We start from the raw sequence: 15419 nt of genomic DNA, 5'->3' as shown, positions 1-15419 counted from the left end.
CTCCTTTAACCCGAAATTTTTGGTGTTGATGCTAACAATGTTTTTGTATAAGAATGTTGTGGATTACGGAACACTTCGTCCGTATTTCCAAATTCAACAAGTTCTCCTTTATATAAGACAGCCACTTTTTCACATAAATAGTGAACCATCGGCAAATCATGTGCGATAAATAAATATGTATAGCCTTGTTCCTTTTGAATTTTTTGCAGCAGATGTACAATTTGAATTTGCAATGAAACATCTAATGCTGAAATTGGTTCATCAAGGATCAATACTTCTGGCTCACACAATAACGCTCTTGCAATAGTGATACGTTGACGTTGTCCTCCGCTAAATTCATGCGGATATCGATCAATATATCTTCTATCTAATCCAACACGTTCTAGCGCATCACCTGCTACTTTATCCTTCAATCCTTTATCACCTAAACCGAATGAAATATAACCTTCCGTTACGCTATCGCGTACTTTCCAGCGCGGATTTAATGCTGCCGTGGAATCTTGAAAAATGAACTGTACTTTCTGTAAAAAATCTCTCTTATGAGCTGATTTCAGCTTGTGAACGACTTGACCGTTATAATTAATTTCACCAGACGTTGGACTCTCAATCCCTGCTATGAGCTTTCCAAGTGTTGTTTTTCCTGAACCACTTTCACCAATAATGCCAAGTGTTGTTCCTTTCGGGATAGAAAGTGATATGTCTTTTAACGCTGTGATTTCTTTACTTTTACTTCCATACGTTTTCGTTACTTGCTTTACAGTAATTAAATCTGTCGTCATGAGGCATTCACCTTCTCTTTTGATTTCGCTTTATTATGCTCTAGAACATGTTGCCAACAATGTGAACTATGCTCCTTAGAATATGTGGTTCTCTCTGGAAAACGATGAATACATTCTTTTATCGCTACTGGACAACGATTTACAAAAGGACAACCGAAGCTATTTAATGTTTCAATGGAAGGTGTCGTTCCTTCTATAGCACGTAATACCTTTTCAGAATCATCCATATTCGGAATTGCTTGTAATAAACTTTTCGTATATGGATGTTTAGGAGAGCCTATTACCTCCTGTATCGTTCCTTTTTCAACGACACGTCCCCCGTACATAACAACTACTCGATCAGCTACTTCACGTACAAGTGCCAAATCATGTGTAATTAATAAAATACTCGTATTTTGTTTTTCTTTTCTTTCTTTTAATAGCCCCATAATTTGTTTCTGAATCGTTACATCTAACGCTGTTGTCGGCTCATCTGCAATTACAAGCTTTGGATGACAAGCAAACGCAATTGCTAAACAAATACGCTGCCTCATACCTCCACTTAATTGATGTGGGTACTGTTCAAAGCGTTTCTCTGCTTCATGTATCCCTAAATCTGTTAACAAGTTAATCGCAATTTCCTTTGCTTCTCTTTTCGATTTTTTCTCATGTTGCAAAACTACTTCTGTAATTTGTTTGCCTACCTTCATCGTTGGGTTTAAAGATGAAAGCGGATCTTGAAATATAAAGGAAATATCTTTTCCACGAATTTGATTCCATTCTGACTCTTGTAAATTCGTTAATTCCTTTGCTTGGAAAGCTATATTTCCATCATCGATATGAATTGATTCTTGATTTAGTCCGATAATAGATTGTGCTGTAACACTTTTTCCTGAACCACTTTCTCCTACAAGTGCAACTATTTCACCTTCGTTAATAGAAAAAGAAACATGTTTCACAATCGCTTGCTTACTATTCTCTTTTTCAACGGCTAACGTTACGTTTTCTAAAGATAAGATTTGTGCCATGTTTTTTCTCCTTTCGATTCCGTTTGACGATTTTCGGATCAATTGCATCTTGCAAACCATCACCAATTGCATTAAATGCGAACATAATGAGTGCAATCATGATTGCCGGGAAAAATAACTGCCACCATTCTCCGCTCAATAATGTCCCGAGTGCATCATTCGTCATCGTCCCCCAACTTGCCGCTGGTGATTGTACTCCAAGTCCTATAAAGCTTAAAAATGATTCTGAAAAAATAGCTGCTGGAATTGTAAATGATAAATTTACGATAATAATCCCTGTTAAATTCGGAATTAAATGCCCATATATAATTTTCATATGTGATGTACCTAATCGCTCTGCTGCAATAACAAACTCTCGTTGTTTTAAAGACAATACTTGTGCTCGAATGAGACGAGCCATTCCAATCCATCCCGTTAATGCAAGGGCGATAATAATGGTGAAAAGACCTGGTTTCATAACAATTAATAGTAAAATAACAATTAACAAATATGGGATGCCATATAATACTTCAATTCCCCTTATAATCCACTCATCAATTAACGTTCCAAGGCGATTACGCCCTCTCACATATCCACTAAATCCACCAATCAGTACACCAAGCCCTATATCGAGGGCAGCTGCTACTAATCCAACTGTTAGTGAAATCTTCCCACCAGCCCAAGTACGTGCCCAAATATCTCTTCCTAGATCATCTGTTCCAAACCAATGTTCACTACTCGGCGGTAAATTTGTTGCCTCTTTTACTTGTTCACTCGCAGTAAATGAAGTTAAACTTTCGCCAATAAGCGAGAAAACAATAATTAGCAATAACGTCACTGTTCCTAAAACTGCGATTGGATTCGATATAAACTTACGAAACACTTCTTTCTTTCTGCTAATCGTTTGCTGATTTTTATTTATCGTTAATTCTTTTTTCTCTTCTTTCGTTAATAACTGTTCATTAATTTCATAAGCTCCCATTTAAATATCCCCCCTCCTTATGTAATAGAACGAATACGCGGATCAACAATGCGGTGAATAATATCTGTAATGAAAATACAAGCAATTAATAATGCACTATAGAAAATCGTTGTTCCCATAATCACCGGATAGTCTCGGTTAAAAATACTATCTACAAAATATTTTCCTAGGCCAGGAATTGAAAAGATTTTTTCAATAACGAAAGTCCCTGTTAAAAGTCCAGCCATTAACGGTCCCACAAATGTAAGTACTGGAACAATCGCATTTCGAAGAGCATGTCTTATAATAATCTTCTTAATTGGTATACCTTTTGCTCTTGCTAGCTTAATATAATCACTCTGCAGTACTTCGATCATATTAGAACGAACAAACCTCGTAATAACCGCGATTGGCCCTAACGCTAATGCAAAGGATGGCAATACCGTATGTTCGAATGTTCCCCAAGAAGCTACTGGTAAAAGCTCAAATTGGATAGCGAATACTTGTATAAATAGTGGTGCTAAAATAAAACTTGGAATAGAAATACCGAGAATTGCAAGTAAACTCAGACTATAGTCAATTACTTTTCCATGATATAGAGCAGCAAATGTCCCTGCCGCAATTCCTACTAACAACGAAATAACAAGTGCTTGTAGACCAATAATTGCCGATGGACCAAAGCCAGTTGTTATAATTTCTGATACCCCTTGTCCGGTTGATTGAACAGACTCACCAAAATCAAAATGAACTACACCGTCTAAATAAGCAACATATTGATTCCATAACGGTTCATCAAGGTGATACTTCGCTCTCATGTTTTGGATCACTTCTTCAGGAAAGATTTTTGCATCTGATGAAAATGGATCTCCCGGAATAATATGCATAATTAGAAATGTCACTGTCGTAATAACCCATAGTGTGAACACCATAACCGATAATTTTTTAATTACATACACTCTAATAACCCCCTAAACACATATATTTACTTTGTTTTATGAACGTACTTTTTCAATTACTCCCTTTTCTCTTTTTAGAATACAAAAAGCCTTGATCTTAAAAAATAAGATCAAGGCTTAATAAACAAAGGCCCATCACTTATCTTTCAAGACTTGCTTGCTGGAATTAGCACGGTGTTCCTATTACAGAACCCGCTGCTGAGGTGTCATAGGGCCAGTCCCTCTACCTCTCTGGATAAGTAAATTGCTATATTATTATTTGGTTCAAATTGTATATTTCGAATTATAATTCTGAAAAATTAAAAAGTCAATCGAATTGGATAATTTTAGAAAAATCAGTTTTTAATCCTTTTATCGAAATTACAGTTTTCGGCTTATCATAAAAAGAAATGATGATAAAGGAGTTATAAGATGGACCCCTTACTTCTTGCTACTATAGGATTCCCCTTAACAATCGTTATACTTGTCATCATTGGCTTCTATAAACTCTTTATTAAAAAGAAAAGTATTACTTCTTTTTATACCCCTTTCGATAATATTACCGGGCAAACTATTTCCGAATTTTACGAAGAACAGAAGGTATTAGTATCCGAGGATGAAGACGGAGATGGCAAGAAGAAAAAATAACCTTGCACAGGCAAGGTTATTTTTTCGTTTCTGCTTGAAAACGTTTATAGTATGTCGATGCTGTTGCAAAATTAATTTCTATATCACGAATCAACGATGAATCTTCTTCTTTAGCTAACTTCTGTAATTTTTTCATTGCTTGTTCCGATTCATTTAAGAAACCAACATATACCTCATGTTCTTGCTCTTTCGACTTCGGAACACGAATTTCTTTACGTATATTATCAATATCTTCTAACATGCTCGTTGTTACCTTTTGCACATCTTCTTTATATGTAGCCTTCGTTATTTCCTTACCGCCCTTTTCCTTTGCCACTTCAAATAGCTGCAGTGCTTTATTAATTTCTTTATTCATTTTTATATCGTATTTTTCATGTACTGCACGGTATTCTTTCATCTCTTCTGTTTGTTCTGTAGATTGCTCTATCTTTTCTTTCGGTTCTTTCGTATCTTTATTTCCATCACATCCTGCTAGAAGGATCATACTTCCCATTACAGCAATACCTAAAACCTTCTTCATCTCTTCTTCTCCTTTTATCTACAACTACTACTCATTATAGTTTCTTTTATCTCCACTTGTTATTATACCGAGAACATCCTACTTTTTACACTTAAGACGACATCGTAATATATATACCAACATGTTTGTCACAGTATCGTCACTTTATACAAATAACTTTTGCAATGCTTTACTACATCACCTTACAAAACTGTAAGCACACATAAAGAACAAACCATGCTAGACTTACATATGCATAACGCAAACATATGTAAGTTTTTAAGGAGAATCATCTATGTACAACACAACGCCTTTTATGGGAGAAGATATTCGTGTCCTTATTCGCGAAAAATCACTTCATATCGAAAATACAGAGAGCCTTCGCCGCGTATTAAAGAAGAAGCATGCTCCATTTAAGTTAGCCCAATATTTAAAACAACAACATACAAATCAATTTCATACCGTGCTAAATATATCGGATAAATCATTAACAATCGAAATCATCGGTCATGTCTACATTGGAAACTTCGCAGATATCTTAAAAGAAATCCCACGTATACCGAAAATTACTCCTATTATCGTTAAAAAAGCATATAAAATTACCGGCCATACCGATATTATCGACTGCGGGGAAAAAGAGGTCGATAGTAATCGCTGGGTGTGGGATAAACTTGCTGTTTTATATGATACGATCATGAATAATATGTATGAGGTATTTCAAAAAAATGAAAAAAAGAACTGATTCAAACATTCCCTTTGAATCAGTTCTTTTTTGTTAAACCTCTAGATTTTGTTTTTGCTGCAGTTCAAACTGCTTCTCACTTCTTCTGGCCATAAATAGATAACATAACACTGCTCCTACTTCACAAAGCGCAATAACAACACCCATCGGTAATGCTGTATTACTTCCACCGATACCTACTAGCGGAGCAACAAGAGCTCCTGAAATAAACTGTAATAAACCTAATAAAGCTGATGCTGTTCCTGCAGCTTGTTTCTGATTTCTCATCGCTAATGAGAACCCAGTTGTTGATACAACCCCGACACTTGATACGACAAGGAATAACGAACATAAAACACCAATTAAACCTATTCCTAGTACGATTGTCAGTAATAAAGATAGGCCACCAACAGCTGCGATAATAATACCAGCAATAAATAATGTCTTCTCATTCACTTTCCCCGCTAAACGCCCCGTTACCTGACTAGCAATAATAATACCGATGCCGTTAATCGCAAAGAATAAACTAAATTGCTGTGGTGATGCTCCGTATATGTTCTGTAACACAAATGGTGAGCCCGAAATGTATGCAAACATTGCCGCTGTTACTAATCCTTGTGACAATGCATATCCCATAAATAGACGGTCCTTTAACAATTTTCCGTACGTCGCCAAAGTCCCTGACAAACCACCCGTTTCTCTTTCTTCAGGAGGTAATGTTTCACGCAATACAAAAGTAGCTGAGATTAACATGAATACGCTAATTGCTCCAAGAACGATGAAAACACCGCGCCACGTTGTAAACTGTAACAATTGCCCTCCAATAATTGGTGCCAAAATAGGTGCTGCTCCGTTTACTAACATAAGCAGTGAGAAAAACTTCGTCATTTCAGAACCTGAGTACATATCACGTACCATTGCACGTGATATAACAATCCCGGCTGATCCTGAAGCTCCTTGTAGGAAGCGCAATAACACCAATGTCCAAATAGATGGCGCAACAGCACAAAGTAAAGAAGAAGCAACGTAAATAATAAGAGCAATAATAAGTGGTTTGCGTCTTCCGTAAATATCACTAATTGAGCCAACAAATAATTGTCCTACTGACAGCCCAAGCAAACAAGCTGTTAATGTAAGCTGCGCTAGGGATGCACCTGTTTGCAAGTCATCCGTTAACTTCGGTAATGAAGGCAAATACATATCAATAGATAATGGCCCAATCGCCGTAAGTGTTCCTAATACAAGAATCATCCATAACCTGTTTGCCTTTACAGGTTTATATATTTCGTGATTAACTTCATTCACTTTTTCAATTCACCCTTTCCTATACACACTGAATCGTAACAATTATAGTTACATCATAAACATACGTCAAGTACAGCGCATTTTCCTCTTTCATAATGTAAAAAAAGCGATAGAAATTCTATCGCTTTACTTTTTAACATTGCTATTCGTAAATTTAGATACCGAGGCCATCGTCTCTCCTGTATCTAAATATGTAATTTGAATTGGGTCTCCTACTTCTGTAAACATAGCATACGGGAATTTCTTCACCGGTATCATAAATACCTTTTGTTCATTCTCTAAAAGTACGTACACGATTGTATTTTCACCTGATTTCTCTTTATATACACGTTGTACAATACCTTCTTTTTGCGCTTCTTTTCCTGTTGAGGTTGGTCTAAAGGTATCACCATTACCGCTCATTACGTTTTTATAATTCTCAAGCGCTTCTTTCTGCGAAGAACCTGTCGCAAATATTTTTGCATTAGCAGCATAAACAACTGTATGTGCACGTACTAGGCCTCCGTCATCAACAACCGGAATAATCCAAGCTGGTTTACCGTATACGTTATAAATGACAGGCATTGTCCCATGCCATTTCTCTCTCTTAAAGGAATTATCCACTACTTCTGTAGCTGCTGAACCATCCATAATCCCCTTTACTTCTTTTCCATTATAGTAATATAGCTCGCCTGTGCGTGCATCTACTAATGAATAGCCTAGGGCTGAATCTACTCCTTCTTTTGGAGAAGTAAAGTCTGTAAAATAATACAGTGTTCCATCTTTACCAAAGATCGGGGTCACGCCTTCTTTCGTTCCCCACTCAGTCGGAATCTTCATATCAGTTTGCGAAAATTTCGTATTCCAAAATCCGTGAATATATTTACCAAAGTACGTATTTAACGTAGATGCAGTCTCATGATTTAATACACCATCAACAAATTTAGGTGCCTTTCCTTTATCATACCTTTTCACTTCACCTGTTTGTGCGTCTACTACGACAACACCTTCTACCTCAAATCCAGATCTTCCTGAAATAAATTCACCATACGTCATTGTATAATATGGTTTCCCTTTATCATCAACCTCAAATTTAGGTTTTCCTTTAAAGATTAAATCTGGTTCTGCTTGCCTTACCACACGCTCTAAATTATTACCAAAAAACATGCTTGGCACATATTTCATTTTATAACCGAGGTGCAGTTTCGCTTCCGCATCAGGATTCGTACCTGACATCGTTACATACCCTGGAATTGTCTCAGCTTTACGCGCTTTAAAAAATCCTGAAACTTCAATCGGCGCTACATATAAAGCTTCGCCGTTTACCATTTGTGGCGTTAATTCTCCTAGCTCAAAATAAGCTACTTTCGGAATATCACCAAATACTTTTTTCATCTTATTCTCCGCTGTCTTTGGCGGCACTGTAAACGGCTGGTCATTTTCAGTAAATGGCTCTGAAATATCTTTCTCTACCTTAACAACAGAATCATATTTCTTTTGCGAGATTACTATATCGTGCAAATAACCAAAGTAACCGTAACTTGCGAGTAAAATAAACATTAGAAGTCCTTTTAACGCACCTTCTAATTTACCTATTTGATCTTGTGAAAATAAAACAAGCCCAATTAAAATTGCTACTGCAACAGAATAATGAGTAAGAATCGAATCTACTCGATCATCAATTAGCCAAAAGTATTCATAGATTGCAATACCTATCCAAAATAAAACAGGAATAACTAAAATAGATGATTTCTTACCCTTTACAACCTTCTTATCTCCCTTCTTATCCACCGCTCGAAGCTTACTACTACTTCTTGTCCATGGAATCAAAAACAAAGTAAGAATAGCTAAAACTACAAATTTCATCAAAGGCACTGTCCCCTTTTCTTTTGTATTCCCTTTTAGTATAACAAATAAAGGGTATTAAGGTGAAAATAGGAATAGTTATATTTTTTTACTACTTAATACAATCCCGCTCACTACATATAGAATAGATGCAATATAAAAAATTGTACCAATCGTAAAGAAATCTACTAAATATCCCGTGGCAATAACCGCTATTGCTCCGCCAATGGATGTCCACACATGGTATTTTCCAATCTCATAACCAGCCTTTTCCTGCGCAACCTTTCGTGCTAACGAAGTCTTCTCAGTATTACGCTGCACAGCACCTAAAACACCCATTACAATTTGAAGAATATACACATGCCAAACTTCCGTGGCAATTGGAAAGCAAAGCATTAAGATTGCCATGGACCAAGCGTATATGATTAATAATTTTTTATCACCTACTTGATCAGATACCTTTCCCACTAGTGGATATACAAGTGCTGATGTTAAAGCAAATAAGCCATACGCCCAGCCAAATTGCGAGAAGCTATTTCCAACGTTTCGAAGCAATAATATATAAAAAGGAAATACCATACTTCCTGCCATCATGATGATACTTTGCGAAGCCACAAATCTTCTATATGTCATTTCGTATACTCCCTATAAAATAAATTCACAAATCTCTCTTCTGAATCTACTTCCTTCTTTTTCTTGAGAAATTCTTCAATGCGAGGATATGCCCTCTTTAACTGCTCTTTCGTTGGATAAGAATAATACGGCAAATAGTAACTACCATTATGCTTTAAAGTAACATCAATCATCTTTCGAATGACATCCTCTGTTTTCTTTATCTCACTCTCTGAGCGTCCCTGGTTAATCAAAAGAACCAGCGCAAACATATCATCTTTCGCATAGGACAAAACTGCATTTTCATTCTTTTCCACGTAACGAATCGTAATGTTGAGTAAATTAAACTCTTCTTCATTTAATACGTTACGTAAATCATCTATATACTCTGTAAAAGCATCTATAGGCACAAAGTATTCTTGTAACACTTCGGTCCTATTTGGATTTTCATATTCCATAAAAGCACTATCTGATCTCATAACGTTATTACGCGTCTCATACTTTCCATCTGTACGTTCAAAATAACCTCTTTGTATATCCCAAAATGTATTCTTTCCCCAATCACTATAACGTGATAACCCAAGTAAAAATTTCGGTGCAGCTATAATATTTTCTTCCTTTAATTCACTGTACTCTTCTCTCATATTTTGATTTTGTACCAAAGTATAATTTGTCACATACATCTCTTTTAAAAATGAATTTGGAGCAACAGAAATACGCGCTAAGTGCATACGAACATTCTCATCTCTTTTCACTTTCTCTTTGAAATAAGATGCGTATTCTTTATAATCTATCATTCTCGTGTGCATTTCATATAATTCATCATCTGTTAACTTCAGCGTCACATCTAAAATAACTCCAAATAAACCGTAACCCCCAATGACATATGGAAATAACTCTGCATTTTCTTCTCTACTTACATTACGCACCGTGCCATCTGCCATTAACAATCTGAATGACTCTACTGTATCAATTAGTGCCTCATGACGAATATCACGCCCATGTACATTCACACTTAATGAACCACCAACAGTAAAAATATTTTGAGACTGCATGACCTGTACCGCAAGGCCATAAGGATTTATTTTCTTCTGAATATCATTCCACGTGACACCACTTTGAACTGTAATCCGCTTCTTCTCTGGATCAAATTCTAATATTTTATTATATCCTTTCATATCGAGCATCGTGCCATTCGGATAATATGTCTGTCCTCCTTGGCTATGTTGCATGCCTGCAATGGAAATTTTCTCTCCTGAAACTTTTGCATCTCGCACTAATTTTATTAACGAGTGCTCTTCCGTAGCACTTTCAACACGTTTTATTTTTGTCGGAAGCAATTTACCTACATCACTCATAATAGGATGATCAATTTGTTTTTTATACGTATGTACAGACGTTGCAAGCAAAACCGTATATGTGACAATGACCACTGCTATCTTTCTTTTTTTCAAAGGACACTCTCCTTATTAGCAACAAAAAGAGATACCCGTTCTTTCAGGTACCTCTCTTGACAGTGATTACTTTGCTGCTGGCAATTGTATTGGATCAAATTTATCATACGATGTAAACTTTGCATCCGTAATAATGTGCGCTTTATCCTCACCATTGCTACTCATAACCATATCTATCTTTGCTGATTCATATTTAAAATCTTTTGTAATAATATATTCCCCATCTATTTCTTCTATCTTTGCATTTTGGCCTTGTAGCATTTTTTTCTGCTTTTCATCCATACTAGCTAGCATACTCTCTGTCTCTTGCCCTTTTAATGCAAACTTCAGCTTATAATTATCTCCACTTTTCTCCATCTTCACTTTATTTAAAATTTCCGATGGAATCTCTAAATTATCTACCATTCCTTGAGTCGCGTTCATTCCGTTAGCATTTAATTGTTCCTCTGGTACAGACATAACTTCACCCGTATTAGGATTTTTCAACTGACCAGCAATTTTGCCACCCACATCATAAACAACAACCTCTGTACCAGAAATATTCATTTCAGAACGAGAATTTTTTTTCTTCGGCTCTAGTTGCATTTTGGCCTTTATTACATTCATCTCTGTTCCTTCAGCCTTTATTCCCACATCATATGTCATCGTTACATTTTCTTCGTTTTTAAAAGCTTCATTCGCTTTATTGAAAACATCCTTCGCTGTTAATTCCTTTTCTTTCTGCACAGCTTCTTTTTTCGGTTCATCAGTCTTTTTTGTTTTCTCATTACTACACCCTACTCCTAGACCGACTGCAAGTACTAAACTTGAAATTAAAATAAGTTTTTTCATAACGTCCCCTCCTTCCCCAAAATAATATCATCTCTTTTCCTATTAAATCTATATAATTCGTAATATTTATCTTTAAATTTATTTCCTATATAACAACATGTTTGAGAAAAATTTTAAATATGATGTAAATAATAACAACTCATTTCAGGAGGTCATTATGAAAGCGATTATTTGTACAAAGTACGGACCACCTAATGTTCTCCAGCTTCAAAATGTAGAAAAGCCTAAACCTAAAAAAAATGAAGTATTAGTTAAAATTCACGCAACAAGTGTATCGACTGGAGATTGTAGAATACGTGGCTTTAATAGCCCCCTCTTATTTTGGATTCCTATGCGGATCATATTAGGTTTCAGAAAACCGAGAAAACCTATACTTGGCGTAGAGTTATCCGGTGAAATCGAAGACATTGGAACAGATGTAACACAATTTAAAAAAGGAGATCAAGTTTTTGCATTAACAGAACTAAACCTTGGTGGTTATGCGGAATACACATGCGTGCATGAAAGTGGATTAATAGCATTAAAACCTACCAATGTGACATATGAAGAAGCTGCTGTTATTCCTTTTGGCGGAACTTCAGCATTGCACTTCCTTAGAAAAGGACAGATTAAAAAAGGACAACGAGTACTTATATACGGCGCCTCTGGGTCAGTAGGGACAGCTGCCGTACAACTTGCTAAATACTTCGGGGCGACTGTCACAGCCATTTGTAGTAGTTCGAATTTCGATTTAGTAACAGCTTTAGGGGCAGACAACGTAATTGATTATATGAAAGAAGATTTTACTAAGCAGGGCGAGCACTACGATATTATATTTGATGCAGTTGGAAAATATAAAAAGTCTCTTTGTACAGATGCATTAATGCCTAATGGAAAATATGTATCTGTGAACGGAATGATGGCAAAGGTCAGTAAAGAAGATATGAACCTACTAAAACAACTAGCTGAAACAGAAAAGCTAAAACCTGTTATTGATAGAACTTACCGATTAGAAGAAATTGCTGAAGCTCATATATATGTAGAAAAAGGACATAAAAAGGGGAACGTTTCGATTACCTTAAAATAAAATATATTCTGAAAATACCATTGACAATTTTTTTTGTACGATTTACTATTAGTACCATATTCAAAACTACATACACATACTCTTATCAAGAGTGGCGGAGGGACTGGCCCGATGATGCCCGGCAACCGAGCTTATGACGTATAAGCTAAGGTGCTAATTCCTGCAAAACGAGTTTTCGTTTTGGAAGATAAGAGAGGAATCTATTTCGTCTATTCGGCACCTCTCTTATTTTTGGGAGGTGCTTTTTATTTTGGAATGTATATGAAGGGGGATTTATAGATGAAAAAGGTATTATTAAGCATCGTAAGCGGAGCAGTATTGTTATTAGGCGCATGTAGCGTGAGTTCAGATAAAGAGGTAAAAGCATTAGACGAGAAAAAGATTACTGTCGGTGTAACAGGTGGACCACATGAACAAATTTTTGAAAAGGTAAAAGAAGTTGCAGCAAAAGATGGTCTCGAAATTGATATAAAAGTATTTAATGATTATGTAGCGCCAAACGTATCATTAGATGAAAAAAGCCTTGATGTAAATAGCTACCAAACGAAATCGTATTTAGATGTATTTAAAGCTGAACGCAATATGAAATTAGCTGAAGTATTTTCAACAGTAACATTCCCTATGGGCGTATATTCTAAAGATATAAAAGATGTAAAAGACTTAAAAGAGGGCGATGCAATTGCTGTACCAAATGACCCAACGAATGAACTTCGAGCTTTAAAATTATTTGAAAAAGCAGGGGTTTTAAAAGTTGATCCAAAGGCTACAGAAAAAGCGACTGCAAAAGATGTAATTGAAAATCCCAAAAAATTAAAGATTGTCGAATTAGAGGCATCTCAATTACCAACGCAACTAAGTGAAGTGAAAGCAGCTGCAATTAACACAAACTTTGCATTAGGTGCAAAATTAAGTCCGGCGAAAGATTCTATTTTCCGCGAAGGAAAAGATTCACCATATGTGAACTGGGTCGTTGTTCGTACTGAAAATAAAGATGATGCCGTTGTAAACAAATTAAAGAAAGCTTATCAATCTAAAGAAGTAAAAAAGTTTATCGAGAAAAAATTTGATGGTTCAGTTTTACCATCTTGGTAGGAGCTGACGATAATGATTGAATTAAAAAACATATCCAAAGTATTTACAACAAAAAAAGGGAATGTTGAGGCTCTTAAGTCTACTTCCCTTAAAGTAGAAAAAGGCGAGGTATTTGGAATCATTGGGTATAGTGGCGCTGGTAAAAGTACATTGATTCGATGTGTAAATTTATTAGAAAAACCAACGACAGGAAATATCATTGTAAACGAACAAGACTTAACAACGTTATCGACAAAAGAACTCGCAAAAGCGAGACAAAAAATCGGAATGATCTTCCAAGGATTCAATTTACTTAAAACTGTTACCGTTTATGAAAATATCGCATTACCGTTACGGCTTACTGGCATTCCAAAAGCAGAAATTGAAAAAAGAGTAGAAAAGTATTTACGCATTGTCGATCTTTTTAATCGAAAAGATGCGTATCCAAGCGAACTTTCTGGTGGGCAAAAACAGCGTGTTGCAATTGCTCGTGCGCTATCACATGAACCTGAAGTGTTATTAAGTGATGAAGCAACGAGCGCATTAGATCCAGAAACAACCGATTCTATCCTTGATTTGCTATTAAAGATTAACGAAGAAATCGGAATTACGATTTTACTCATTACACATGAAATGAATGTCATCCAGCGTATATGTGACCGCGTTGCTGTTATGGAACATGGATCTGTAGTCGAAAGTGGGACTGTAAAAGATATTTTCACAAACCCACAACATGTAACAACAAAGAAATTTGTAAATAGCGCATTTGCAGCGAAAATTCCAGAAGAGGTACAGAAAGAACTACAAAGTACTGGAGAAATTGTAACACTTTCGTTTATTGGCACTACTTCAGGGGAACCTGCCTTAGCCGTTGCCACAAAACGTTTCCAAGTGTATCCGAATATTTTATCCGGTAATATTACGCAGTTAAAACATGAAGCATATGGGAAACTAGTCGTTCACATGCAAGGGGGACAAAATGAAATCCAACGTGCTTTATCATTTTTACAAGAGCAAGGAATCATCGTAGAAGGAGGTAGAACAGATTATGGGAAACAAGCCCTTTTTGGATGAATGGGGTAAAGTCATATGGGAAGCCACAATCCAAACCTTTCAAATGACATCTATTTCATTACTCATCTCTATCCTTATTGCACTGCCACTTGGCGTCACACTTGTTTTAACGAGACCTGGTGGGCAGCGTGAAAATAAAATCATCTATCCTATTCTTAATACAATTATTAATATCATTCGCTCTCTTCCATTTATCATTCTATTATTCTTTATTTTACCTTTTACAAAGTTTCTAATGGGAACGTCCATTGGCGTGCAAGGTGTTATCGTACCGCTTGTCGTCTTCACAGCCCCTTATATCGCACGTTTAATGGAGACAGCTTTACTAGAAGTCGATCGAGGTGTCATTGAAGCCTACCAAGCGATGGGCGTTTCTACTATAAAAATCATTTGGCACGTTATGGTGAAAGAAGCACGTCCCTCCCTTGTACTCGGATTAACAATCGCAACAATTGGCTTAATTGGCGCAACAGCAATGGCTGGCCTTGTAGGTGCTGGCGGGCTAGGGGATTTAGCATATCGCTTCGGACATTTACGCTACGAGCCTGAAGTAATGTATGCAACTGTCTTTATTTTAATTATCCTCGTTCAAGGATTACAGTCTTTAGGGAATGGTGTTGCACGAAGACTGAAGAAAGATTAAAAAAGAAGGT

At 36.2% G+C, this 15419-nt stretch carries 16 protein-coding genes and 2 riboswitches; of the genes, 6 read left to right on the top strand and 10 right to left on the bottom strand.

The window, feature by feature from the left end:
- Positions 1-5: 5 nt before the first annotated feature.
- The 4 genes from MHI26_RS01070 to MHI26_RS01055 are packed head-to-tail and all read right to left on the bottom strand — an operon-like array spanning position 6 to position 3682.
- Complete coding sequence (locus MHI26_RS01070) at positions 6-779, bottom strand: ABC transporter ATP-binding protein (RefSeq protein WP_061666738.1); 774 nt, start codon at positions 777-779, stop codon at positions 6-8.
- On the bottom strand, positions 776-1786 hold the full coding sequence (locus MHI26_RS01065) for an ABC transporter ATP-binding protein (RefSeq protein WP_000057270.1): 1011 nt from the start codon (positions 1784-1786) through the stop codon (positions 776-778). Before MHI26_RS01065 ends, MHI26_RS01070 begins: the two co-directional genes overlap by 4 nt.
- On the bottom strand, positions 1743-2747 hold the full coding sequence (locus MHI26_RS01060; protein WP_016083992.1) for an ABC transporter permease: 1005 nt from the start codon (positions 2745-2747) through the stop codon (positions 1743-1745). Before MHI26_RS01060 ends, MHI26_RS01065 begins: the two co-directional genes overlap by 44 nt.
- A gap of 17 nt (positions 2748-2764) precedes the next feature.
- Positions 2765-3682 carry an ABC transporter permease gene (locus MHI26_RS01055; protein ID WP_000289317.1) on the bottom strand — a complete coding sequence of 306 codons (918 nt, stop codon included), beginning with the start codon at positions 3680-3682 and terminating at the stop codon, positions 2765-2767.
- A 136-nt stretch (positions 3683-3818) separates the two neighbouring features.
- Positions 3819-3924, bottom strand: a riboswitch (SAM riboswitch).
- 169 nt (positions 3925-4093) lie between these two features.
- On the opposite strand from MHI26_RS01055, the gene MHI26_RS01050 reads away from it, so the two are divergent.
- Positions 4094-4309 (top strand): DUF3951 domain-containing protein, encoded by a 216-nt coding sequence (locus tag MHI26_RS01050; RefSeq protein ID WP_000371382.1) that lies wholly within the window; start codon positions 4094-4096, stop codon positions 4307-4309.
- Positions 4310-4325: 16 nt separating this feature from the next.
- Here the strand turns inward: MHI26_RS01050 and MHI26_RS01045 are convergent, their stop codons facing one another.
- Positions 4326-4829 (bottom strand): hypothetical protein, encoded by a 504-nt coding sequence (locus MHI26_RS01045; RefSeq protein WP_000756519.1) that lies wholly within the window; start codon positions 4827-4829, stop codon positions 4326-4328.
- A gap of 274 nt (positions 4830-5103) precedes the next feature.
- Here MHI26_RS01045 and MHI26_RS01040 point away from each other — a divergent pair, with 274 nt between their 5' ends.
- Complete coding sequence (locus tag MHI26_RS01040) at positions 5104-5550, top strand: hypothetical protein (protein WP_000282892.1); 447 nt, start codon at positions 5104-5106, stop codon at positions 5548-5550.
- Between the two features lie 33 nt (positions 5551-5583).
- On the opposite strand, the gene MHI26_RS01035 is transcribed toward MHI26_RS01040, so the two are convergent.
- The 5 genes from MHI26_RS01035 to MHI26_RS01015 all read right to left on the bottom strand — a co-directional run bounded on the left by MHI26_RS01035 (position 5584) and on the right by MHI26_RS01015 (position 11555).
- A complete protein-coding gene (locus MHI26_RS01035; RefSeq protein ID WP_225988085.1) occupies positions 5584-6843 on the bottom strand; it encodes a multidrug effflux MFS transporter in 1260 nt (419 codons plus the stop codon).
- 117 nt (positions 6844-6960) lie between these two features.
- Positions 6961-8679, bottom strand: coding sequence for a DUF3981 domain-containing protein (locus MHI26_RS01030; RefSeq protein ID WP_061666740.1), 1719 nt, complete (start codon positions 8677-8679; stop codon positions 6961-6963).
- 78 nt (positions 8680-8757) lie between these two features.
- Positions 8758-9291 (bottom strand): MFS transporter, encoded by a 534-nt coding sequence (locus MHI26_RS01025; protein ID WP_061666741.1) that lies wholly within the window; start codon positions 9289-9291, stop codon positions 8758-8760.
- Positions 9288-10724: an FAD-binding oxidoreductase gene (locus tag MHI26_RS01020; protein WP_061666742.1), complete on the bottom strand. Its 1437-nt coding sequence runs from the start codon at positions 10722-10724 to the stop codon at positions 9288-9290. The genes MHI26_RS01025 and MHI26_RS01020 overlap by 4 nt, the downstream gene beginning before the upstream one ends.
- A 66-nt stretch (positions 10725-10790) precedes the next feature.
- The gene (locus tag MHI26_RS01015; RefSeq protein WP_061666743.1) at positions 10791-11555 is read right to left on the bottom strand and encodes a DUF6612 family protein; all 765 of its coding nucleotides are present in this window, start codon (positions 11553-11555) and stop codon (positions 10791-10793) included.
- Positions 11556-11712: 157 nt separating this feature from the next.
- Between MHI26_RS01015 and MHI26_RS01010 the strand changes: the two genes are divergently transcribed.
- From MHI26_RS01010 to MHI26_RS00995, 4 genes are all read left to right on the top strand, one after another.
- Positions 11713-12621: an NAD(P)-dependent alcohol dehydrogenase gene (locus tag MHI26_RS01010; protein ID WP_061666744.1), complete on the top strand. Its 909-nt coding sequence runs from the start codon at positions 11713-11715 to the stop codon at positions 12619-12621.
- Positions 12622-12700: 79 nt separating this feature from the next.
- Positions 12701-12815: riboswitch (SAM riboswitch) on the top strand.
- Positions 12816-12900: 85 nt separating this feature from the next.
- Complete coding sequence (locus tag MHI26_RS01005) at positions 12901-13713, top strand: MetQ/NlpA family ABC transporter substrate-binding protein (protein WP_061666745.1); 813 nt, start codon at positions 12901-12903, stop codon at positions 13711-13713.
- A 12-nt stretch (positions 13714-13725) separates the two neighbouring features.
- Complete coding sequence (locus MHI26_RS01000; protein WP_061666746.1) at positions 13726-14766, top strand: methionine ABC transporter ATP-binding protein; 1041 nt, start codon at positions 13726-13728, stop codon at positions 14764-14766.
- Positions 14741-15409, top strand: a complete 669-nt coding sequence (locus MHI26_RS00995; RefSeq protein ID WP_061666747.1) for a methionine ABC transporter permease — start codon at positions 14741-14743, stop codon at positions 15407-15409. Before MHI26_RS01000 ends, MHI26_RS00995 begins: the two co-directional genes overlap by 26 nt.
- Positions 15410-15419: the final 10 nt, after the last annotated feature.

This window comes from Bacillus sp. FSL K6-1218, from assembly GCF_038006445.1.
Lineage (GTDB): Bacteria > Bacillota > Bacilli > Bacillales > Bacillaceae_G > Bacillus_A > Bacillus_A thuringiensis_S.
This window is presented reverse-complemented; position numbering and strand designations above follow the sequence as displayed.